The sequence below is a fragment of the Pyxidicoccus xibeiensis genome (genome assembly GCF_024198175.1).
GTDB lineage: Bacteria > Myxococcota > Myxococcia > Myxococcales > Myxococcaceae > Myxococcus > Myxococcus xibeiensis.
Genome location: NZ_JAJVKV010000014.1, coordinates 218,597 through 239,873, shown reverse-complemented (window position 1 = coordinate 239,873; position 21,277 = coordinate 218,597). Strand labels below are relative to the sequence as shown.

The 21,277-nt window shown below is 68.5% G+C and carries 20 protein-coding genes and 4 pseudogenes; 8 read left to right on the top strand and 16 right to left on the bottom strand.

From position 1 onward, the window contains the following. Positions 1-178: 178 nt before the first annotated feature. The 4 genes from LXT23_RS40435 to LXT23_RS40420 form a co-directional block, all read right to left on the bottom strand. Complete coding sequence (locus tag LXT23_RS40435) at positions 179-1,195, bottom strand: IS701 family transposase (RefSeq protein WP_253985803.1); 1,017 nt, start codon at positions 1,193-1,195, stop codon at positions 179-181. A 97-nt stretch (positions 1,196-1,292) separates the two neighbouring features. Continuing rightward, the gene (locus tag LXT23_RS40430) at positions 1,293-3,218 is read right to left on the bottom strand and encodes a DUF4365 domain-containing protein (RefSeq protein WP_253985802.1); all 1,926 of its coding nucleotides are present in this window, start codon (positions 3,216-3,218) and stop codon (positions 1,293-1,295) included. A 207-nt stretch (positions 3,219-3,425) separates the two neighbouring features. Next, positions 3,426-4,646 carry an XRE family transcriptional regulator gene (locus LXT23_RS40425; protein ID WP_253985801.1) on the bottom strand — a complete coding sequence of 407 codons (1,221 nt, stop codon included), beginning with the start codon at positions 4,644-4,646 and terminating at the stop codon, positions 3,426-3,428. Beyond that, a complete protein-coding gene (locus LXT23_RS40420) occupies positions 4,633-5,274 on the bottom strand; it encodes a hypothetical protein (protein ID WP_253985800.1) in 642 nt (213 codons plus the stop codon). The genes LXT23_RS40425 and LXT23_RS40420 overlap by 14 nt, the downstream gene beginning before the upstream one ends. Positions 5,275-5,578: 304 nt before the next feature. Here LXT23_RS40420 and LXT23_RS50905 point away from each other — a divergent pair. Next, positions 5,579-6,255 (top strand): annotated as a pseudogene (locus LXT23_RS50905) (IS3 family transposase); the annotation flags it as partial. Between the two features lie 81 nt (positions 6,256-6,336). On the opposite strand, the gene LXT23_RS50810 reads toward LXT23_RS50905, so the two are convergent. From LXT23_RS50810 to LXT23_RS50515, 6 genes and pseudogenes are all read right to left on the bottom strand, one after another. Then, on the bottom strand, positions 6,337-6,717 hold the full coding sequence (locus LXT23_RS50810; protein WP_407692944.1) for a tetratricopeptide repeat protein: 381 nt from the start codon (positions 6,715-6,717) through the stop codon (positions 6,337-6,339). 64 nt (positions 6,718-6,781) lie between these two features. After that, complete coding sequence (locus tag LXT23_RS40415; protein ID WP_253985810.1) at positions 6,782-6,934, bottom strand: hypothetical protein; 153 nt, start codon at positions 6,932-6,934, stop codon at positions 6,782-6,784. A 205-nt stretch (positions 6,935-7,139) separates the two neighbouring features. Next, a pseudogene (locus LXT23_RS50805) lies at positions 7,140-7,451 on the bottom strand (AAA family ATPase); the annotation flags it as partial. A 140-nt stretch (positions 7,452-7,591) separates the two neighbouring features. Beyond that, the gene (locus LXT23_RS40405; RefSeq protein ID WP_253985799.1) at positions 7,592-8,953 is read right to left on the bottom strand and encodes a DDE-type integrase/transposase/recombinase; all 1,362 of its coding nucleotides are present in this window, start codon (positions 8,951-8,953) and stop codon (positions 7,592-7,594) included. A 157-nt stretch (positions 8,954-9,110) separates the two neighbouring features. Further along, the gene (locus LXT23_RS40400; protein WP_256561638.1) at positions 9,111-9,665 is read right to left on the bottom strand and encodes a transposase family protein; all 555 of its coding nucleotides are present in this window, start codon (positions 9,663-9,665) and stop codon (positions 9,111-9,113) included. A gap of 289 nt (positions 9,666-9,954) precedes the next feature. After that, positions 9,955-10,083 carry a transposase zinc-binding domain-containing protein gene (locus tag LXT23_RS50515; RefSeq protein ID WP_407692942.1) on the bottom strand — a complete coding sequence of 43 codons (129 nt, stop codon included), beginning with the start codon at positions 10,081-10,083 and terminating at the stop codon, positions 9,955-9,957. 348 nt (positions 10,084-10,431) lie between these two features. On the opposite strand from LXT23_RS50515, the pseudogene LXT23_RS40390 reads away from it, so the two are divergent. Further along, positions 10,432-10,536, top strand: a pseudogene (locus tag LXT23_RS40390) (metallophosphoesterase); the annotation flags it as partial. Here the strand turns inward: LXT23_RS40390 and LXT23_RS40385 are convergent. Further along, complete coding sequence (locus tag LXT23_RS40385; protein ID WP_253985796.1) at positions 10,528-12,012, bottom strand: TIGR02996 domain-containing protein; 1,485 nt, start codon at positions 12,010-12,012, stop codon at positions 10,528-10,530. The pseudogene LXT23_RS40390 and the gene LXT23_RS40385 sit on opposite strands and share 9 nt — an antisense overlap. 208 nt (positions 12,013-12,220) lie before the next feature. On the opposite strand from LXT23_RS40385, the gene LXT23_RS40380 reads away from it, so the two are divergent. Next, on the top strand, positions 12,221-12,982 hold the full coding sequence (locus LXT23_RS40380) for a hypothetical protein (protein ID WP_253985795.1): 762 nt from the start codon (positions 12,221-12,223) through the stop codon (positions 12,980-12,982). 56 nt (positions 12,983-13,038) lie between these two features. On the opposite strand, the gene LXT23_RS40375 is transcribed toward LXT23_RS40380, so the two are convergent. Beyond that, a complete protein-coding gene (locus LXT23_RS40375; protein ID WP_253985794.1) occupies positions 13,039-13,239 on the bottom strand; it encodes a hypothetical protein in 201 nt (66 codons plus the stop codon). A 930-nt stretch (positions 13,240-14,169) separates the two neighbouring features. Here LXT23_RS40375 and LXT23_RS40370 point away from each other — a divergent pair. Next, positions 14,170-14,646 (top strand): imm11 family protein, encoded by a 477-nt coding sequence (locus LXT23_RS40370; protein ID WP_323379137.1) that lies wholly within the window; start codon positions 14,170-14,172, stop codon positions 14,644-14,646. A gap of 131 nt (positions 14,647-14,777) precedes the next feature. Here LXT23_RS40370 and LXT23_RS40365 read toward each other — a convergent pair whose 3' ends face one another. Then, on the bottom strand, positions 14,778-15,701 hold the full coding sequence (locus LXT23_RS40365; protein ID WP_256561656.1) for an NAD(P)-dependent oxidoreductase: 924 nt from the start codon (positions 15,699-15,701) through the stop codon (positions 14,778-14,780). 77 nt (positions 15,702-15,778) lie between these two features. Between LXT23_RS40365 and LXT23_RS40360 the strand changes: the two genes are divergently transcribed. The 4 genes from LXT23_RS40360 (at position 15,779) to LXT23_RS40345 (ending at position 19,006) form a co-directional block, all read left to right on the top strand. After that, positions 15,779-16,117 (top strand): winged helix-turn-helix transcriptional regulator, encoded by a 339-nt coding sequence (locus LXT23_RS40360; RefSeq protein WP_253985791.1) that lies wholly within the window; start codon positions 15,779-15,781, stop codon positions 16,115-16,117. A 113-nt stretch (positions 16,118-16,230) separates the two neighbouring features. Continuing rightward, entirely contained in the window at positions 16,231-16,665 is a 435-nt protein-coding gene (locus LXT23_RS40355) for a RidA family protein (protein ID WP_253985790.1), read from the top strand. Between the two features lie 227 nt (positions 16,666-16,892). Next, positions 16,893-18,524 carry an invertase recombinase-like protein gene (locus LXT23_RS40350; RefSeq protein ID WP_323379135.1) on the top strand — a complete coding sequence of 544 codons (1,632 nt, stop codon included), beginning with the start codon at positions 16,893-16,895 and terminating at the stop codon, positions 18,522-18,524. A gap of 173 nt (positions 18,525-18,697) precedes the next feature. After that, positions 18,698-19,006 carry a hypothetical protein gene (locus LXT23_RS40345; protein ID WP_253985789.1) on the top strand — a complete coding sequence of 103 codons (309 nt, stop codon included), beginning with the start codon at positions 18,698-18,700 and terminating at the stop codon, positions 19,004-19,006. Between the two features lie 335 nt (positions 19,007-19,341). Here LXT23_RS40345 and LXT23_RS40340 read toward each other — a convergent pair whose 3' ends face one another. The 3 genes and pseudogenes from LXT23_RS40340 to LXT23_RS40330 all read right to left on the bottom strand — a co-directional run bounded on the left by LXT23_RS40340 (position 19,342) and on the right by LXT23_RS40330 (position 20,853). Beyond that, complete coding sequence (locus LXT23_RS40340) at positions 19,342-19,791, bottom strand: GFA family protein (RefSeq protein ID WP_253985788.1); 450 nt, start codon at positions 19,789-19,791, stop codon at positions 19,342-19,344. A 92-nt stretch (positions 19,792-19,883) separates the two neighbouring features. Continuing rightward, positions 19,884-20,576, bottom strand: a pseudogene (locus tag LXT23_RS40335) (amidohydrolase family protein); the annotation flags it as partial. A 37-nt stretch (positions 20,577-20,613) separates the two neighbouring features. Continuing rightward, entirely contained in the window at positions 20,614-20,853 is a 240-nt protein-coding gene (locus tag LXT23_RS40330; protein WP_253985787.1) for a hypothetical protein, read from the bottom strand. Positions 20,854-21,277: the final 424 nt, after the last annotated feature.

Here is a 21,277-nt window from a genome sequence, read left to right as displayed (position 1 = left end):
GCCCCCATCGTGCGTCGTCCGCCTCCACCGCCACCGACCTTGCCCCCAACCCCCGCGCCCGTCGTCTGGGAGGACTTGCCTGCGACGGCGCTACGCCGGTCGGTGTACGAGCCGCTCCGGCGCCAATACGTGGAACTCCAAGCGCCGGTCGTCTTGTCGCGCCCGATAGCCAATGCCCCTACGCTGGACACGCGCGCCCGGCGTGCGCATCGCCGCTGCACGTGGAATGAGCGCCTCGCACGCAATGCACGCCCGCCCGCGTGGCCTCCCTGGCGCATCCGCGTGTTCGGTGTTCCTGTGGCCATGTCCGACTACTTCGCGAATTTTCAGGGACGGGCGGCGGCGTGAAGCTCGTTGCGCATCTCGTGGGCGGCTTGAGCTGGAATGGGTGCTCACCATCGCCGGAATACGCAGCCCAGGCTCCCGCGGGCAGGCTGTCGGCCCACCCCTTCGCCGTCGTCCAGCCCCCGCCTCGCACCCGACGCACCTTCGCCTTGCCTGGCACCTCCAGCACGTAGCGCTCGCCCGCCTCGTGCAGTCCATCTCTCAGGGCGCACGGCCGCCCGTAGCTGTCATCCCCCACCACCCACGCGTGCGGCACCCGCTGGCCCAGCCCCTTCACCATCTCCAAAGCCAGCTGCCAGCCGGTGCGAAACTCCACCTCCGCGGGGACCTGGCACTTGTCTCGCCGCTGCGCGTCTTCCGCCCACCCCTTGGGCAAGTACAGCCGCGCGTCCACCAGCGCCACGCTGCCTTGAGACGCGTACGCCAGAAACTCCCCCACCTGGCACCGCTCCTCCTTGCCCAACCGGCCGCACCACTGCCGCTGCACTCCCACCGAATCGTCCCCGTACTTCTGAATGCCGCTGGCATCCAGGATGAGCACGCCTCGTCGGCTGCCCATCTTCTCGGCGATGAGGTCCGCCATCACCTCGCGCACTGCCTCGTCCGCCCATTTCCCCTGCCCCACGAAGTGCTGCAAGGGCCTGGCCTTGACGCCGCTCTGCGTGGCGATGGGCTCGCCCGTACGCCGCTGCAGCGGCAGCAGCCGGCCCTCCACGTACGCCGCCAGGTGGCGCCGCTGCTCCTCGCGCACCAGCACCTCCTGGAAGGGGCGCACGAACTCCTTCAGTCGCTGCCGGATGTCTTCGATGTCCTCCGCCTCCAATTCTCGCAGGGCTGCTTGCTTGGCCATGGCGCGCCTCCCTCCATGCTCCAACAGCCAGCCCCCCTCCCTTGCCTCCCGCCTCTCATGCCGGGCAACCTCAAACCCCGCATCTCGCGCAGTTCAACTAGAGGACACGAAGAGTCATCGCTTGCCGACCTCCTCCAAAGAAGTCCCGGGCAGTTTCAGCCACCTTCCGCAGGTGTTGCACGTACTCACGGATGGGGCGCTGCCCAGGCTGCGCAGTCACGACACGGGGCACCTCGAGGAAAAAGCGCTCGCCATGGTGCCGCACGGCCAGCGTCACCAGCGCGAGTTTGGCGAACCGTGCGATTTGCAGTTCGACCTTCTCCAGCGCAGCAATGGCCCTGACGCAGGTTTCCACATCCCACCAGCCTGTGAGCGTCGCGGCAATCAGCCACCAGTCCGCCGTGTGCTCTGGCTGGCGCGTAGACCGGAGCGCGGCGTAGTTGTTCCACGCGTACTCACACAGTGGGTCGAGCTTCAACGCCTCATGAAGCGCCTGATACTGGAGTTCCGGGTCCTTGATTTTGTAGGCGGCCACCGCCTGGCGGTGCGCCAGTCCTATCCGGCGCGGCCCGCTGCCGAACTCATCTTGCAAGGTGGAGACAATGAGGTGTCGGAGGAGCAGGTCCTCGTCGAGTTCCGCGTTGTTGACGAACCACTTCGAAAACAGCTCGTCGGCCGCGTCGAACCTGCGAAGGCGGAAGAGTGTATCCGCGAGAAGGCCCGTGGGAAGTCGGTCCTCGCTCAGGAGGCATGCATACTCGTAGTAGGCGCGAGCCAGTCGGAGGCAGTTCCGCAAGAGGAGCGCCCCACCCGCCTCCCGCCACCAATAGTCCCGCGCCAGGTAGTCGGGCGCATGCTCGGCGGCGGCGAGGTAATGCGTCACCGCCTGGCGGTAGAAGCCGGTCTCGCGAAGGCTATTGGCGAGGTTGTAGTGGAGCGTGCCAATGCATTCAGGCGCGCGTTCCTGCTCGAGTAAGCTCTTCAGGATGGACCGGTACCGCTGCTCTCCCGTGTACCGTTGTGCCTCTGCTTGAGGCAGGAGGGCTGCCCGTCCCGCGGCGGCCGCCAGCAATGCGTAAGACGACAAGCCTTGAGCCACCAAGGTTTCCGCGGCGCTGAAGGCCTCGTGAGAGGCGTTCGCAGTCACGAGGACACCCCAGACCACCGGCAGCCCCAGGACGTGCTCCAGGACTCCGTCGGGCCGTGCATGCGCGGAGATGGCGTCAACCAGTAGCGCCGCCGCATCCCGGTGCAGGCCCGCCATGGAGAGCGCTATCGCTGCAACAACCTTCACGAGTGCGGCGGCTTCGTCTACCTCCGGGGGATGGGGCAGGAAGGATGGCAGGGTGACGTCCATGCTCGAATAGCGCAGTCGGACGTGGGCCCAGTCGTCCGTGACATCCAGGCAGACTTCCGCCTCCTCCGATTCGAGCTGGACCCGAGACTGCGCCCCTGACACCCAGGCAGCGAGCGAGTCGAGAACGGCCGAGGAGCGGCTTGCGTCCGCCGGAGGGAGCGTCAAGCGCAGCCGGACGGTGGGAGGCCGCGGGACGCCTCCTCGGATTCGGAAGAATTGGCGCACATCCTCGAGGAACTCCGCGGCCTTGGCCGGGGTGAGGCTCAGCTCCAGACGAAGCGACACCGTCTTCTGGTATCGCCACATGCTGCGCTCGTCTTCGGACAGCCTATGGAGGAGCCGGTGCGCCCACGCGAAGAAGATGCCTCCCGTGGGCGCGTGGAAACCCACGAGCATGACGGGGTGCGGCGCCTCCAGGTACTGCCGCAGGCGCTCGGTGGCGAGCTTCACCGTGACGCCGGTGGAGTCCCCCTGGCCGGAGTCCGTGGCCTTCAGCTGCGCGAAAAAGGGCGGGCAAGCGGGCTCTTCGTACTCGAAGGGCTGCACCTGGGCATCCAGTCCATAGTCCTGGTCCTGGTCTCGCACCACCCATTCCGCTGGGAAGGCGGCGTGAAACGCCCTCCGGGAAAGCTCTTCGAGGACGTGCTGCCGCGGCCGCATTCCCATGTGAAGCGCACCTGCTCCTTCGTGTCCGATTCCGTGCCGTCAAGCCTTGCATGGCTTCGCGGCCCCGACGACTGAAGTCCTTCTCGCCAGGTGCAGCAGGGCCTGGCGCCACGCCCGGCGTCGTCTTCAGAAGGCCCGGAAGATGGGCTCCGAGCGGCAGGGCGAAGCTCCTGGATGTCCCCTCGCCTCACGGAAGGGACACCGCCCCTACCCTTCCGTCACCAGCTTCGGGCCGCCGTGGGCCGTGCCGTCCCGCGCTGACGCGGGCGCACCCGCCTCCTTCTGGAGGCCAAACTCCGTGAATTCGCCTTGCACGCCATTGAGCGACGTCGTCGCGCGGGTGACGACGTCTGGCAAGTCGCGCCCCTCGATGAGGGCGACGAGCTCCTGGGGGGAGATGCCCATGTCCTGGGCAATCTCGGCGTGCGTGCCCCCGGCCTCGAGGAGGGCGGAGAGCGCCGACGGAAGCAGGTGGGGCCGCTCCTCGGGCGGCTCATCCGGCTCATTGCGCCGCAGGCCCAGTCGATTCAACTGCACGTAGGCACGCCGGACGGAGGCCTCCGAGAAAAAGCCCAGCTCTCGGCCCCGGTAGAGCAGCGCCTCGAGGGACACCTTCCAGCGCACCTTCAGCTCGCGAAGGTGCTGCAGATTCAACCGCCGGGGGCACTCCTTGCTGAAGGAGGTGCGCGGCAGGAGAAAGGCGCTGGCGAACTGGTCCGCCTGCCGCTCGAGCTCGGGGCTGCCGGGCACGACGTCCGGGTGCATGACGAGGTGGCCCAACTCATGGGCGGCATCGAAGCGGGCGCGGCTGGTGGAGCCCTTGGCGCTGTTGAGGAAGATGTAGGGCCGCCGCGCAATCCACGTGGAGAACGCATCCACCCTCCGGCAGTCCGAGTCGAGGGGGATGACCATGACGCCGATGTTCTCCAACTCATTCACCATGCTGCCAATGGGGCCCTCCCCCAGCTTCATTTCCCGCCGGGCCATTTCCGCGCACGCCTCGACGTCCTCGAGGCTTCGGACGGGGCCGGGCGCATGCGGCACCCGGGCCTCGGGAAAGTCCACGTGGTCCGCCTCCAGGAGCGTCACCAACTCCTTCAGCATCTCGCCGCGAGCCAGCACATACCGCTGCTCGCGCACACTCGAGGAGCGCTGACTGCGAAACTGGCAGCTGTCCGCCGCGACGACGGGCGCCCTCGCGGTGCGCGCGAAGAAGACGGGCGGAAAACCCAAGGCGAGGCTGAGGGCGAGCAGCGTCTGGGGCTCGGGACGGGCACGGCCATTTTCGAATTGGCCGATGGCGCTGGGGGACTTGCCCACCCGCTCCGCGAGCTCGTGCTTGAGCAGGCCGCGCAACTCCCGCGCCAGCGTCAACTGGGCGGGATTGAAGGCGTGGACGATGGAGAAGAGCGCGCTATTCGGAAGCATCCCCGGTGTCCTTCTTGCGCTTCTTCTTAGGGGTGACGACGGGCTTGGGCTTGTTCTCCTCGGCCGGCTTCTGCTCCGCCCCAGGGGCAGGCGTGACGAGCGGCGAGGCCTCCTCCGCCCCCCGCTCCCAGATGACGGCCGCCTCCTCCCAACGCACGAGGGAGCCATGCTCGTCGACGCAGGGCCGACACAGGTGCACGTCCAGAAGGCCCGTCGCGGAGTCGCCCCGGTGCGCCAGCACGAGGACGTTGTTCGTCACGCCGGGCTGCGGGGAGAAGTCGAAGGCGCCCTGGCGATTGACGGTGCTGGGCCAGCCCTCGCGGTCTCTCGGGAAGCAGGCGTGGATGTCGGCGCCGGGGGTGGGGCCCGTTACCCGGTGCGAGGCCACCATTTCCGTGTCGAACTCGAACCAGTACGGCTCCTTCGACGTCACCCGGACGAGGCCGGACTCCTCGAGGCGGTGCCAGACGAAGGTGTAGACACTCATCCCGAAGGTGCGCGCGTCGCTGCCGACTTCGGGGTGGTGAAGGTCTCTCGCGTCGGCGTAGGCCTGGGCAATGCAGTGCACCAGCTTCCTCATCAAATCGAGGTGCTCCCCATTCGCCAGCAGCTCACCCAGCGCCTTCATCGATGCTCCTTCCGATGGACCCACCACGGGCCCACCTCGAACCACCGGAGCAGTATGTGTCCGCGCTCACTTTCTCGCAAGAACTGAAGTAAATCGCCTCATGAATCGCACAGGCCGAGAGCACGATGGCGCAGAGGCCGGCACGCCTGAAGCAAGGTGTCGGCATTCGCTTGGAGAATGACGAAAGGCACCTACACCCACCCACCACCGAATGGCTACCCACCTCCTCCGGATTCAGGGCCGTCGCCGCGAGAGAAGCCGAGCTCATCGGCGCCCCCGCCGGGGCCCGACGTCGAGCCGCGGCGGCACCTACAGCAGTCCACGCGTCGATGCGGAGTTGCACGCACGAGGCCGGCACGTCTCCCCAGAAGCGCGTCGCCCGCCTCATGCGGCAGGATGGCCTGGCGGCACGCAGAAGACGACCCTTCGTGCGGACTACCCATAGCAAGCATGCCCTTCCAGTCACCCCCAGCGGGGTGACCCGCGACGTCCTGTCTCACCGGCGCAACTGCACCCCGGCGGGCGACATCACCTGCGGTGGACCGCTGAAGGCCGGCGCTGCGTGGCCCTCGTGCTGGACCACTTCAGCCGCCGCGTCGTTGGCTGGAGCATGGGGGAGAGAATCGACTGGCACCTCGTCCTCGCCGCATTCGACATGGCGCTCGCAGTGCGTGCGGGCCCTGCACTGCACCCCTCCGGCAGGGGCAGTCAGAGAGGACTACCAAGTGCGGCTCAGTGCGTGCGGCACCACCTGCTCCATGAGCCGTGAGGGCAACTGCTGGGATGACGCGTCGAGAGCTTCTTCATCAGGTTGAAGCGGGAACTCGTCTACACGCGCAGCTTCCGGACGCGCGAAAAGGCGAGGCTCGCGCTGCTCGACTACATTGAGGTGTTCTACACCACAGGCGCCCTCGCTCCTCACCTGGCCATGTCAACCCGGCCGAGTACGAGCGCATGGCTGAGGCACAGAGGCAGGCAGCCTATTCAACCTGTCTACCGAGCCGGGCGAGGCTCAGGGCTACGGACCACGCCGGTTGTGCCGTCGTAGCGCCGGGTCCTCGCTCACCGCCGGGCGCAAGCCTCGGACATACCGGCCTGGCAGGCCTTCTCAAAGTACGTAGAGGCGCGGCTTGCTGACTTGGGCCCTCCGCGGCCCCGCTCGAAGAACATACCGACGTTGAAGCAACCCTTGGCCTCTCCGCCTGTGCAGGCCTTCTCATACAGCGCAGCGGCGCGGCGCTCGTCCTGGGGCACTCCGCGACCTGCCGCGTAGAGCGCTCCAAGGTTGAGGCAACCCGTGGCCTCTCCGCCCGCGCAGGCCTTTTCCAACAGCTCGGCGGCGCGGCGCTCGTCCTGGGGCACTCCGCGGCCTTCCACGTGGAGCGCTCCAAGGTGAAAGCAACCCTTTGTGTTGCGAGGCGAGCTGGTTGATGGACGAGCGATCCGCCTAGTTGATGGGCATCACCGAGCGCGAGCGTCAGCGAGCGCGCTCGGTGATGGGAGCGGCCTACAGAGCGGCGGCGTCGGTGTCGAGCACGCGTGCGAGTACGTCGCGCTCGACGAGCTTTTTCTTGCGACGCGCGGCCTCGCGAAGCGCAGTGGTCGCGAGCCGGTCGATGTCGCGGTGAGCGCCGGAGGCGGCCTCGTGGAGCATCGCCATCGCGTCGGAGGCGAAGAAGCTCTCGCTCGCAGCCCGCGTTCTTCAGGCGCAGGCGGAGGTACTCCGCGGTGTCATCGGGCTGAAGCGCGTCGATGGTGAGCCGGCGTGCGAGGCGGGAGGCGAGGCTGCGGTTACGGCGCATCGCGAGCCGCGAGTCGAGCTCGGGCAGGCCGACGAGGATGAGGGAGAGGAGCGCCTTCGAGTCCCACTGGTAGTTCAGGAGGATGTGGAGGTGGTCGAGCACGTCCTGGTGGAGCAGGTGCGCCTCGTCGAGGAGGAAGACGGGGTGGACGCGCTCGCGACCGAGGTCCTCCACGTGGCTGGACACGGCGTAGAAGACAGAGGCCGCGGTGGCGGACGGCGTGAGCCCGAGGGCAAGACACAGCTGGCGGTAGAAGTCGCGGCGGCCCAGCGTGGCGTTGTGACAGTAGGTGAGGCGGAAGCCCGCCTGGGGTAGCCGGTGGCGGAGCGCGCGCAGGACGCACGTCTTGCCGACGCCGGGCTCGCCCACCAGCATGACGCTCTGCCGCTCGCGCACGGCCTCGCAGAGTTCCTCGACGAGGTCCGTCTTGGAGGCGGGCAGCCAGAGGTCCGCGTCGGCAATCTCCTTGGAGAAGGGCGCCTCGGAGAAGCCGAAGTGGGTGACGTAGGCGGGCGTCATGACCCACCTCCATCGCGATGCTGAGGAGGACGCCCGACGGCGCGGTCGAGGAGCGCGCGGGGCGGGTCAAACGCGGGGTGTGGCCGGTACGTCTCGTCGTGGATGGGAGGCCGACGCAGCGGCCTCTTGCGGCGCGCGTTCTTCACCGCGTCGACTGGGTGGAGGGTGTAGCGCTTGCCCTCGAATTCGGCCCAGGGAGCCTCACCCAAGTCGACAAGGCAGCGGCACAGGTGCACGAGGCGCCCGGCGAGGTGGCCTGCGTCGAGCTCGTAGTCGGCGCCATCGACAGCGACGGTGGTGTCGCGCCGCACGCGTCGGCGGATGCGGGTGGTGAGAGCCTCGCGCAGCTTCGCCTCGTCGAAGCCATCGGGCGCCCGGGGCGCGGCCTCGAAGACGGTTTTCGGTGTCGCGCCCATGAGGGCCGCGTGCGACGTGACGTGGTAGTGCGCGTCGAGGAAGGCGCAGAGGCGGACATTGACGTCGTGCAGGGAGGCGACGGGCCCGAGGAAGTCGAGGCAGCCCTCGCGCAGCGTGCGCCAGAAGCGCTCCATCTTCCCGCGGGCGGGGGCGTCGTAGGGCCGCGCGTGCAAGAGCGACGTGCCGATGCGAGCGCACGCGGTGGCGAGCGTCTCGCCCCGGTACGTGGCGCCATTGTCCAGGTAGAGAGCGTCCGGCGGACCGTGCTTGCGCAGGGCGCGCACCATGAGGCCAAGCATGTCCACCTCGCGCTCAGTGTGGTGGGCCTCCAACGCCACGACGTACCGACTCGCGTCGTCCAGCAGCGCGTGGATGCGCAAGGGCAGCGACTTGCCCCCGACGGTGAGTCCAGGCCCGTGACACACGTCCGCGTGCCACAGAGCCATGGGGCGCTCGGCCTGCCAGCGCAGGCGCGTCTTCGTGCCGCTGCCGTCGCGCATCCCGACGCGGTCGAGTCCTGCTTGCGCAAAGAGGCGGCGCACCGTCGTCGCCGAGACGGCGTCCTTCTCGAGTCGGCCATCGGTGACGAGCGTGCGCAGGATGAGCGTCACGGACGCGGACGGGTACTCCCGCCGGATGTCGAGCAGCAGCTCGCGCTGGGCCGCCGAGAGCTGCTGGGCGCGGCCCTTGTCGCTGCGGTCGCGCGGGGCGAGGCCTGAGAGGCCGCGCTTCTTGTACGCGTAGTACCAGCGCTCGAGCGTGGCCGCCGAGTAGCAGTGGCTCGCCTTGGCGCCCGGCGGCACGAAGCGCTGCTGGGCGAGGGACTCGAGCGCCGAGGCGAGCTGGCCTCGGTCCATCTGCGCCTGGGTGAGGGCGCCGATGACTCCGTGGCGAAACACCGCCACCGCCTCGGCGTGGGACTTCGGGGTGAGGCTCTTCATTTTGCGCGGACTTCCCGTACCGCCCCCTCATCCCGGCATGGGCCTCTTGGGAGAACAGACGCCTACCGTCCCGCTGGAGGCAGGTCTTCGAGGACGGGGCGTGTCGGGTGGGACGGACTTCTCCGCGGGGCGAGCCGATGGCCGCGGAGCAAGTCCCTCAGCGAGCGCGCTCGGCTCCCCGGAACGAACAGGCGGACAGCGATGGCGGTCCCGTCGCCGGGAGCGCAAAGGCGGCGACTGTCGTCGCCGCTCGTGCGGCCACCGCTCGCGCCGTCCAGTCCGCGGGCGCCGGCCGCACGCAGCACAGGAGCGTCCCGCGCCTGACCTCCCCGGCCCAGCGGCAGAGGGCATCCCAGCGCCCAGCGCTCCCTGGCCCCACCACGTCCCACGGACTCACGCGCCTGCGCACCGCCGCCGCCGGCAGCGACTCAAGGCCCCACAGGGCGAGCGCCCAGGCGATGGCCGCGAGCGAATAGAGCTTCCTGGCCAGCACCTCCGCGGGCACTACCGTCTGCGACACGCCGCACGCACGGCAGCGGTAGCGTCGCACGCGCAACTCTACGAGGACGGGCGACGCGCCAGCGTCCAGCGGCCCGCGCACCTGGCGGCTCCGGCTGCCATGCCCATGAAGCCCCAGAGGCGCTCCCACAGGGCGGCTCGCCGCGCCGCAAGCGGCGCAGCTCGCCGGGCGTACCGCCGACACGGACGGCATCTGTGCCGCCCAGGACTTGACGCCGACGCGCGCCCGTACGACTCCTTGGGTGCCTCGCTTCTCTCTCACACGTCAAGCGGGGCGCTCGACCTGTGAGCGTGTTGCCGCACGCTCCAGGTCACCTTTCTCGCACGCGAGCTGGCGAACACCGCCGCGCCCCGTCCTCTCAGAGCCACGCGGACTACCTCACGCAGCGTGGCGCGCCAGAATCCGGCTCGCTGCTGGACTCCGCGCGGCCTGCAACATCCCTTCCCGGCAACCAGCGCGCTCGTCGCGACAGCGATCTCCATCAACCACTTTTCTCAGCAACACACGAGAAGGCGACGAGCAGTTCGTCCTTGCAACTCTCGCAGCGCACCCGCGCGAAGCCGTGTGCCAGCACTCCGCATTCCAGGTACCTGGCGAAGTCCCGCTCCACGTACCGGGCAGGCCGCGTCCCAGCTCACCTGCCTCCGCCAGCAGCGTGGCGAGGTTGTCCCTCACCGCCTCGTACAGCACCGTCCCCTCCGGCTGCCTCCGCCGGTACTCCCACCCGCGCTCCTCCACCTGCCCCTCCCCTGCCACACCTCGCCAGGGCTCACGCTACGGAGGGGCTCCCACGGGCTTCCGTGGAGCCCCTGGCTGCTCGGGTGGTTCGAGGCGCGGCCAGGTGGCGGCAGCTTCCAGTCCCTCACGCCTTGCCCATAGAGGGGCTCACCGTGTCCACGGGTTCAAATCCTGTCTCCCCGACCACCTGAGCCTCCAGCCCGGCTCCGCCCCCGCTTGAGGGAGCGTGTACGGTGGCCGGCTCACCGCGTACGTGCTGCCGGAGGGCCGCCTCGTCTCCGTGCCCGCGAGGCGTGCGTACGTGGACGTGAATGCGTCACCTTGAGCCGGGGGGCAGCTCCCACTCGACGTGCATGTAACCGGACGAAGCTTCTTCCAGCATGCGCAGCGTGTCCGGGGTGAGGCGGAGCTGAGTGCGGATGCGCAGCCCCCGGATGCTGAAGCCCGCCGCGGCGCGGATGGCCTCCGCCATCTCCTCGCGGTGCCCCCCGTTCAGCAGCGTGGCCTCGACGGGCACCGCGTCCGAGCGAGTCACCGTGAGGGACCAGGTCTCACAATCCTCGTGGTTGGCCTCGAAGCGCTCCAGGCGCTCACCCAACGCGCTCGCGCACCAGCGCACGTCGCGCGCCCAGGCGCTCCGGACCTCCACCCAGGCCAGGTGCGGCAGGGCGGACAGCGGGGCGAAGACGTCCACATCCTCGACCGGCCTGCCCGTCTTCAGATTGACCATACCCGGCGGGCTTCCTTGCATCTCGATTCGCCGCAGCGGTAGGGGGTGCCTGCCCAGCCGGTACGCGATGGCGCCATTCACCCTCCGCAGCACCGTCACGCCGCGCAGGTGAGGGTGCGCCAGCCAGTCCACGAGCTCCTCCGAGCCGCCGGTCCAGTCAAAGTCCAGCTCCCGGACGGTGCCCCAGAAGGGCCCGGGGGGCGGCGGGCAACCCAGGGTTGACACCCGCAGCTGCGCGGCCACCGGGAGGCCGCGCTCGAAGCGGGTGTGCCCCCGCGCGGCCCAGGGGCTCAGCTGCTTCTCCCACTTCGCACCGTGCAGCCTGAGCAGCCGGGCGACACGCTCCGCGTCGGGCTGGGGTTGGCACTGGAGCATGATGAACTCGCCCAGCGGGTCGCCGTGCTCCAGCAGGTGGTCCGCCAGTACCAGCCGCGCCTCGTCGTCGTCCGGATTCGCGGCGATGCGGGCGAGGAACTCCTCGCGCAGCGGGGTGCTCCGGGCCGTGACCTCCTCGCGCCGGGCCAGGGCCTCCTCCAGCGCGTCACACAGGGCGGAGGCGTCCGCCTCCAACGAGGGAGCCGGCGCCTGGGCGATGAGCGTGTTGGCCTCGCCCAGCCGCCGCGCATAGGGGCTGTCGGGAGGCAGGCTCGCATGGAGCGCGCGGAGCGGTTCGAGGGAGCGCGGGTCATTCACCCGGATGAGCAGCTCGCAGAGCGGGTGGAAGACGGCACCGTCCCGGGCCTCTGGCCGGGCCGCGAGGGAGAGCAGCGCGGGGGTGAAGCGCGGGTCTGCTTTCCGCAGCGCGCGCCCGCCGAGCCTCCTGCCCAGCTGCTGGGGAGAGCTACGGTCCGCAAACTTCACGAGTGACTCGAGCTCGCTCGGCCGGTCAAACAGGCCCGGGCGCGGACTCGATGGGTTGAAGCGCGTTGTCACCCGCTCGGCGAGCACGGCGATGCGCTCGGCACGCACCTGACGCCAGGCCTCCAGCAGCCACCCGAGGGCCGCCTCCTCCTCATGCCGCTCGAAGGTCTCCAGCGCAAGTCTGAGATGCCTGGCCGCATTGTCGCTCACGGCGGGGAGCCTATCACCCGGGCGGCACGTCCCACTCGACGCGGTCGTAGCGGGCCCCTTTCCGCTCCAGCCACAGCCTCTGGCTCGGGGCGAGGGGAACATGGGAATGGATGCGGACGGCCCGGGTGCTGAAGTACGTCGCGCTGCGGATGGCCGACCCGAGCGTCCCGCTGTAATGATGTGAGGCAAGAGCCTCAGGGGGCGGACCATGTGTTGCTTCTCACGGTCGGTGGAGTCGGTCTCGGACACGAACATCTTCGCCCGGGACGACCAGGGCGTGGACCAGTTCCTGGTCTACAGCATGCGGTTCTCCGCGAAGGAGGACCTGGCCATGGTGCTGCCGCTGCCAGTCCCTCGGGGAACGGGGGAGGACGCGGTCCGCTTCATCAATCTGGAGAAGTACCCGAGCTTCTTCAACGACATGGCGGCGGGCTTTTCCGCGTCGCGCGTCCTGCGCGGCGCCCCCCAGAACGCGCCGAGGGCCCCGATGAGCGCCCCGCTCCGGGTGGTGAAGGTGGGAGGCTTCGAGGCCTCCTTCGTGCCCACCGTCGCGGACTTCGAGCGGCTCGATGCGCGCTTCCGTCTGCCAGCGGGTACGTGGGAGCGGCTCCCCGAGTACCGGGACCTTGGCTTCGCCGTGTTCAAGCTCCGCAAGGAAGCGCACTCGGTGCACCCCATGGCCTTCCGCTTCCCGCGTCGCGAGCCGGAGCGGCTGTTCTTCCCCACCGTCCACATCCACGACGGCAAGGTCCGCAAGGAGGCGCGCTTCGACCATTCGCTGTACTGCCAGCCGGGGTCGAACAAGCAGGACCGGCTCGACGAGGCCCGCCTCGGTCCGTGGCAGGGAACGCCGGAGGAGGCCAGCACGTTCATGAAGACTCCGCTCGCGCAGGGCATCGTGAACCCGGCGGAGAGCTGCTACCGCCTGAGGCTGAATGGGGTTCGCAAGAACGAGGACACGCGGGTGTGAGCGGAATGCATCACGGTGATACGTATAGGCGGAAGGTGTCGGGGGGCCTCTGCCCTTCAGTGCAGCCACTCCCCTTGGGGCGCGCCTCGTGCACACGCGTTCCAGGTACTTGGCGAAGTCCCGCTCCACGTACCGGGCAGGCCGCGTCCCAGCTCACCTGCCTCCGCCAGCAGCGTGGCGAGGTTGTCCCTCACCGCCTCGTACAGCACCGTCCCCTCCGGCTGCCTCCGCCGGTACTCCCACCCGCGCTCCTCCACCTGCCCCTCCCCTGCCACACCTCGCCAGGGCTCACACTACGGAGGGGCTCCCACGGGCTTCCGTGGAACCCCTGGCTGCTCGGGTGGTTCGAGGCGCGACCAGGACAGCGCGTCAGGAGGGGCGAACCCTGGACCGCTTCCCCGGCCTTGGTTCGCGACCAGGTGGCGGCAGCTTCCAATCCCTCACGCCTCGCCCATAGAGGGGTTCAGTGGGCCCCTGGCTTCGTCTCCAAAATGTCTCCAAAACTGGAGGGGACTCCGGGTGACAGGTGGGACTGCCGAGGATTCACCCGTGGGCTCGAAGTGCCTGGATTCACTCACGATTCAGCGAAAGGCGTGTGCCGTCACGGGTTTGGGGCACCCCGTGTCCACGGGTTCAAACCCCGTAGGGGACACTGAAACCGGGGCCGGATGCCGCTGGAATCCCAGCGGTTTCCGGCCCTGGTGCTTTCTGGCTTCTTCGCGTCGCCAGAATGTCTCCACACCGCAGACCTATCTGGTTGCCGTGCTGGCCGCTGCGCCGGGACCCGCTTGGCAGGCCGCACGGGTCGTTCCAGGTGCTGCGCAGCGCGTGCGACGGGGTTGGCACTGTCAATCACCGCTTAACAGCCCATGAAGCGGGCGACGGCTGGTTCAGCAACGCGTACGAGCGCATATTCCCGTTGAGGTGGCCAGGTATGTCAGCCCCCTCCTGCGGCCTCCACGCCTCACGCACGCGAACACGTCGAAGTCGAACGTCCTCCTGAGCCACTCGGCGTAAGTCCACTCGCGGCGTTCTCTGCTTCATCCGCTCCGTTCTGGCCGCGGCCTCCTTTCCCACTCTCGCCTCCTCCTCACCTGCTTGGGGGACCAGAAATGGCCGCAGTCTGGCGCCTGGAGCGAAGACGCCGTGGAACCTCGTGAGGTTTGCCCGAGGCGGAGGGCTCGGTGATGAAGCAATACCCGCCAAGAGTCCGCATCAAGATGTCGGACCACTTTCCAGACATCGTCGTGCCGGACTTCATCTTCAACGTGGCCTTCTGCACGATGGTGTCGCACGGCGCGAAGGAGGCCCTGGAGCAGCACTCCGAAGCTCTCATCGAGTTTCTTCCCTTTACCCTCCTGAATCACAAGGGGCGCGTCGCGGCGGCGGAGTGCTTCATCGCCAATGTGCTGACCACGGTGGACTGCGCGGACACGACAAGGACGGTGGGGGTCCCCTCCCAGATGAGTCCGGGTACCTACCTCGAAATCAATCGGCTGGAGCTGGATGAGGCGAAAATCCCTCCCACGGCCCGCCTGTTCAGGCTCAAGCAGCTCCCCTCGGCGATGGTCGTCCGGGAGGACCTGCGCGCGCAGCTCTCGGCCAGGGGACTCACCGGGCTGGCCTTCGTGGAGACGGGCGAGGATTGTGACCTCCGGGATTGAGAAGCTCGGTCTAGCGGTGTCGGCTGCCTCAGCAGGCGCACCGCTGTCCGCGTCGCCCCGCGAGACGTTCGAGTACCTGTGAGCCTTTCAGCGTCCTGCGAGGTTCGTGGAGCGCGCGGCAGCGCGTAATCCTAGCTCGCCCCGTGCAGCACCTTGAACAGAGCGGCATTCTCCTCGGCGCCAAGCCCAGCGTCGATGGCCTGACGGAAGATGCCAGCGGCGAAGGCGGGCAACGCGCCACTGATGCCGGCCTCTCGCGCCTGTTGCACCAGCCGGGCGACATCGTTGCCCGCCGTCTCCAGGGTGCTGTCGGGGTTGGCGTAGCGGCCGGTCTCTATCACCTGGGCCATGTGGCGAGCGTCTTGCCCCAGTCCGGGTGCGAAGGCCCACAGCGTCTCGCCGAAGTCCGCCACGCTCAGCCCCTCGGCTTGGCAGACGCGTGCGCCATGGGCGAAGCCAATCCAGTGCACAGCCATATACGACAGCACCGCCGCACACAGAGCACAGGCCGCGCCCACCGCTTCGCCCATGTCATTGAGCGTGCCAGCCAGGGTGCGCAGCATGGCCTCATGACGCCGCAGCGCCGCGTTGGGGCCCGAGACCACGATGGAGGCTTCCTCGGTGCCAATCTGACTCGGCCAGGCGAGGATGGCACCGCAGAGAAGGTCGGCGCCCCGGGCGCGCACCCAGCCATCCAGGTCGCGGGCCTCCTGTGGCGTACCGGAGCTGAGCTGCACCAACGTGCGGCCCGACAGCGCCGAGGCCACCTCGGGTGCTTCGAGGATGGCGCGGGTGGAGGGGTAGTCGGACACGCACACCACCACCAGCGGGCTGGCTTGAACCGCCGCTGCGGCGCTGGAGGCGAGCACGGCCCCTGCCTGTTGCAGGGGCTGGGCGCGATTCGCGGTGCGGTTCCACACCGTGACTCGACGCCCGGCTCGCAGGAAGGCGCCCGCGAGAGCCGAGCCCATCTTGCCAAGGCCGATGACCGTCACGTCGCTCTTTGGATTGCTCACGTTTGCCGTCCCTGGGTGCGCTACGCTGGATGCGTGCAGCTGTCTATTCGACTGAATTTCGTTTCATGACAAGTACTTACAAATTCGTAAGTACTGCGTGACGAGCAGGAGGGACCATGGCGAGAAAGCAGTACGCCCCGGACTGCGGGCTCCATGCGGCGCTGACGGTCATCGGCGGAAAGTGGAAGCCGGCCATTCTGTGTGAGCTGCATCTGCGCCCCGCGCGCTTCGGAGAGCTGAAGCGCCGGGTGCTCGGCATCAGCGAGAAGGTGCTGTTCGAGCAGCTCCGGGAGCTGGAGGCCGACGGCGTGGTCGGTCGCGCGGTGTTCGACGTGGTGCCCCCCAAGGTGGAGTATTCGCTCACTCCAACGGGCGCCGCACTCTCCCATGCCGTGCACGCCTTGGTGGAGTGGGGGCGGAATCACGCCTCCCTGGCAACGGCCGAGCGCGGCTGACCGAGACGAACCCGGCTGGGCCTCGTCCAGATTCAATTGAAGCCACGGTGGCTTGCTCGCATATTCGGGTCCGAACCCGGAGACGTAGCCTCCAGAGTCCATACAGGTGAATCATGGGACAGACCGCTGAGCCCTCGAAGACGTCGCCGCTGGTCCTGACGAATCCCAAGGGACTGTTCGACCCGGCGCCCTACGGCTTCTCGCACGTGGCGCAGGTGGCGCCCGGCACCCGGCTCATCTACCTGGCGGGGCAGGGTGGGGAGAGTGAGACCGGGGCGCTCCAGCCCGACTTCCGGCTCCAGGTGCGACAGGCATTCCGGAACATCCGCACGGCCCTGGAGTCCGTGGGGGCCGGCGTCGGCGATGTCGCCAAGCTCACGATGCTCGTGGTGGACCACACGGAGGAGAAGCTCAGCATCATCGGCCCCGAGCTGGACGCGGCCTGGAACGGCGGCATGAAGCCGACCTGTACGCTGATTCCCGTCCCCCGGCTGGCGCTGGACGGGATGCTCTTCGAAGTCGAAGCGGTCGCCGTCCTCCCTGCCTGACAGCGGTGTTGCGGAAGAATCACGGAAGCGTAGGACTCTCAGAATTCTTCCACGCCATGAGGCAGACGCAGCGCCATCGCGGGGAGGCGGCCCGGTCCCGCCCGAGGGAAGTGTGATACGAGCAGTCCGTTCCCGCGAACCGGAGGATTGCTTTGACGTTGTTTCGAGTGTGTCTGACTGCGCTGCTGGTCTTCGTGGCCGCCTGCGGGGGTGAATCGAAGCCCGGAGTGACTCCTGACGCCGGCCAGACGCGACCGGACGCGGGCGAAGGGACGCCGGACGCGGGCGACGCAACGCCGGACGCTGGCAGCGAGACGCCCGACGCGGGTGGGGAACTCCCGGATGCCGGCGAAGTGCCCCCGGACGCCGGCACCGAGACGCCGGACGCGGGCGCGGAAGTCCCGGACGCGGGGAGTGAGACGCCTGACGCGGGCAGTGAGACGCCGGACGCGGGCAGTGAGACGCCGGACGCGGGCAGTGAGACGCCGGACGCGGGCAGTGAGACGCCGGACGGGGGCGGCGAGCCCGGGGTGAGCGTCATCGACAACTGGGGCTTCGAGGAGTGGCCCGGCGCGCTTCCGGAGCTGTGGTTCGGGAGCGCGTCGAACATCACGACGGACAGCGTGCAGAAGGTGACCACGAGCGCCTTCGAGGGCGTGAACGCGGTCCGGCTGACGAACGCGTCGGGCACGCACAGGCGCTTCAGCACCGGGGCGAAGTCGATGCCCGCTGGCCGCTACTCCTGCACCTTCCAGGCGCGGGGCACCGGTGACGTCCGGAACGCCTTCTTCGACGACGAATACTCCAGCTACTCGTCCTACACCTCCGTCGACACCGCGACGTGGACGCAGGTGGCGTACAGCTTCAACCTCACCAGCGACGTCTTCGACACCTTCGAGCTCATCTTCAGCGTCCGCAACACCAGCGGCGAGCACCTGAGCATCGATGACGTGCGCTGCACGCGGGCCGCCGAGCCCTGTGACGCGGTCAGCTGCGAGTCCTGGGAGCGCTGCGTGAATGCCACCGCGACCTGCGAGCCGCTCGCCGGTCGCTGCAATGAGGCCGCGGACTGCAGCGAGTGGCAGGCGTGCGACGAGACGAACACGTGTGTCGTGGCGGAGGGCCGCTGCACCCGCAATGCGGATTGCGCGGGGACGCCGGAGACGCCGGTCTGCGATACGGCCCGCCGTCTCTGCATCGAGGGCGACCCTTGCGCCGGCGTCGTGTGCAACCACCCGGCGACGAGCTGCAACCCCAGGAGTGGCGTGTGCGAGCTGTCCCCGGGGGCCTGCTTCACCACCTACGACTGCGTCGGTGAGCTGCCGGCCTGCGACACGGCGACCGGGCGCTGCGTCTCCGCCGGTCACCCCGCGAACATCATCCGCAATGGTGGCTTCGAGAGCTGGAACATCTACAACATCCCCTACCAGGGCAACCATCTCATCCCGGACTACTGGTACGGCGTCGACAACGGCGTCTCCGACCCGGGCACGGAAATCAAGCCTTCGCGCCTCGTGCGTTACACCACCGCGGTGCATGGTGGCGCGTCGGCGCTGCAGTTCGTGGTCCCCATCCAGGTCGCCGAGCGGTTCTCGCTCGAGAAGTTCAACGTCCCGAGCGGCAACTACTCCTGCTCGTACCGGGTGCGGGGCCACGGCACCATCAGGCATCGCAGCTACTCGAGCGCGGGATGGAGCCCGGCGACCGACTTCATCATCGTCGACAGCGACGCGTGGCAGCCGGTGTTCTTTCGCTTCACGGGCAACGTGCGTGACTGGCGCCTGTTCTTCTACCCGGGCCGCAGCGAAGCCGACCGCGACCACCTCCAGGTCGACGACGTCGTCTGCACGAAGGACTAGCGGGGCCTGCTGCTGAAGTCACGAAGGACCGCGGGCCGGGAAGCCCGCGGTCCCATGGGCGAACAACGAAGCCGGCCCTGGCCGGCACCCCGCAGATTTCCTGCATCATTTTCCACCTCGTCGGCTCACCTTGTTGGTGCACCGGCAGTGATGGGCCCATTGATGGAGGAGTCATGCGCAAAGTACTGAAGTTCCTGCTGTCCGCCGCTGCTGTCCTGACGCTCGCCCCCACGGCCGCTTCGGCCTACGAGCGGTGTGAGGTCGCCTGTACCTGTGAGGCTTCCTGTTCCACGACCTGCATCATTGGAACCAACACGCGCATCACGTGTGGTCGATGGGGTGAGTGCGACACCGTCTGCTATCCGCCCCATGACTGGATGACTTCCAAGACCCAGGACCCGGCCCAGCAGGACGATACGCCCGCACAGGTCTGCAGTGAGACGCAGCAGGAGGCGGAGAACTCCGCCTCCGTCGAGGGCTGAGCCACGCCAGCCGACAAGCCACGGGCGCGTCCGTTTCGCCCGAGCGACTGCATACCCAACCCCGAGAGGTCACCATGTTTGACTCTGTGAAGAAGGCAGGACAGGTATTGCTCGCCGTTGCCGCTGGCTTTGTCGTGTCGTTCGGAGCCACGCAGGCAGTCTCCTCCCCGCAGGAGGGGCCCCTCATGGTCGAATGCCCCGGCTACTGCGAGCAGCTCTGCGCGGAAGCAGGCTTCTCGTATGGCTTCTGCAACCGCGGAGGGGGGTGCATCTGCTACAACTGAAGAAGCGTCCTTGCGCGCGGAGGCTGGCGGCCGTCCAGCCCCGCGGCGCGGTCACATCAGGCGCTTGTCGGCCGGTGCCTTGCTGTACTCGTCGTGGCGCCCTTCGACATAGGTGATAGAGCTGGCAAGCTGGTCGCTGTCGACCTCGATATCGTCGAGCGCGGCGATGGCTATCGCATAGAAGGTGCCGCCGAGGTCTTCCTGCTCTCCTCGTGCGAATGCGCGAATGCCGCATGTCTTGCAGAACCGGCAGTGGAGATGGACCTTGGGGCCACCGGGCGGGGTCCAGCTGTAATCGGCCAGGTGCTCCTCGCCTTTCTGGAGTGTCAGTTCATCGGCTTTGACGATTGCGAACCAGGCTCGCGCCTTCGTGCAGATGGAGCAGTTGCAGCGACGCGTTCCCTGCGCGAGATCAAGCTTGGCCGTGAAGGCAACCGCGCCGCAAAGTATAGGACGGATAGGAGCCCTGTTGAGGGCGGCGGGTTGGTGAAGAGGGGCCAAGAAGGGCCGCTGGAGGGTGACACGCGGGCTGTGCGCCGGGCCGGAGCAGAGGCTGTGCCGCCCCTCGGGGCACCCAGCCACGCCTCCAGTTCGTGCTGACGGGCGGGCTCCAGGGTGATGGCGCGCAGCGCCTCCTCCACCGTCGCCGCATGCTCGGGGCCGAGCACGTAGCTCTTCTTGAAGTCCGGATAGGCCCAGGTGCGCCGCGTCACCGCCTGCTCCACGAACCACAGCGGGCGAGGGGGCGTCACTGTCGAGTCGCTGTGCAGGGAAAAGGGAATCCCGTGCCGCCGCTCGAACCCTATCGGGTCGAGATTGCGCGCCTCCGCTCCCAGGATTCGCTCGAAAGAGTCGCCCCAGTAGGCCACATGGCCAATGAGGTGCGTCACCCGCGCGTCCACCCTGGGGACGGCGGCCCCGTCGCTCGTGACGTAGGTGCCCTCCCGCAGGCTGGAGAGCTTCCGGGCCACGTCCTCGGTCCCCACCGTGTGGTGGATGAACAGCACCGGATGCGGATTGACCCGCTCCCGCTGGAGTTCCGCGATGACGTCGACGGCCCACTGTTGTGCCTCGTTGCCGTTGGCGTGTAGTTGGAAACGCCAGCCCCGCGTCCGCCAGAGCCCCCTCAAGCTGTCGGCGATGTCCTTCGGGCTCTTGTAGTTGGACCGGCCCTCGTTCTCCCCCTTGCAGTGCCCTGTGTCCCGGTACCGAGAGGGAGGCGCGAGCTGCGCGGTGCAGCCCTGCGTCGAGCCGTCCACCCAGAGCTTGATACCGCTCGCCCCCAGCCACTTCGGCAGCTTGCAGCGCGGCGCGGTCCTGGCGTCACAGGCGGGCCGGGTGGGCTGGAGCAGCTCCCGCTGCGTCCGGACATAGCAGCGCCGCCAGCAGGTGCATGTGCGGTTCGATGAAGCCCGGCATCAGCACCTGCTGGGGCTCCAGGCGCACGAACGTCAGCGCTCGGGGGTCGAGCCCGTCCAACACCTCCTGCTCGGTCCCCACCTTCAGGATGCGGCCGTGCTCGTCCACGGAGACGGCCCCGGCCTGCGTCCCCTGCTCATCCATGGTGAGGATTCTTCCGACGAAGACGCTCGTCCGCGCCCCGCCGGAGCCTGTTGCGCCCTTCGTCGCGCAGGCGCAGAGGAGCGCGAGCGCGGCGGAGCACACGCGCTCACGGACGAAGGCTGGACGGCGGCCAGGACGCGCTCGGGGAGAGGATGGGTTCATGGGCGCGGATGAGCCCACCCCTCATCACCGGCCCACCACCAGTGAATTCGGGCCGGCGAGGCTCCCGTCTCGGCAAGCGCCCGGCAGCGGACGCTTGTTGGCCTCCGGGTCTCATGGCGAGCCGGGCGGAACGGCGCTCACGCTTCGCCGCTCAATGGCATGGAGCATGGCGCGGGCGTGGCGGTGGACTGCACGAGCTCGGCTGTGCACCCTCCTGGTGCTGGCACTGAGCGCGCAGCGAGCCACCGCGAGGGAGCCCGCC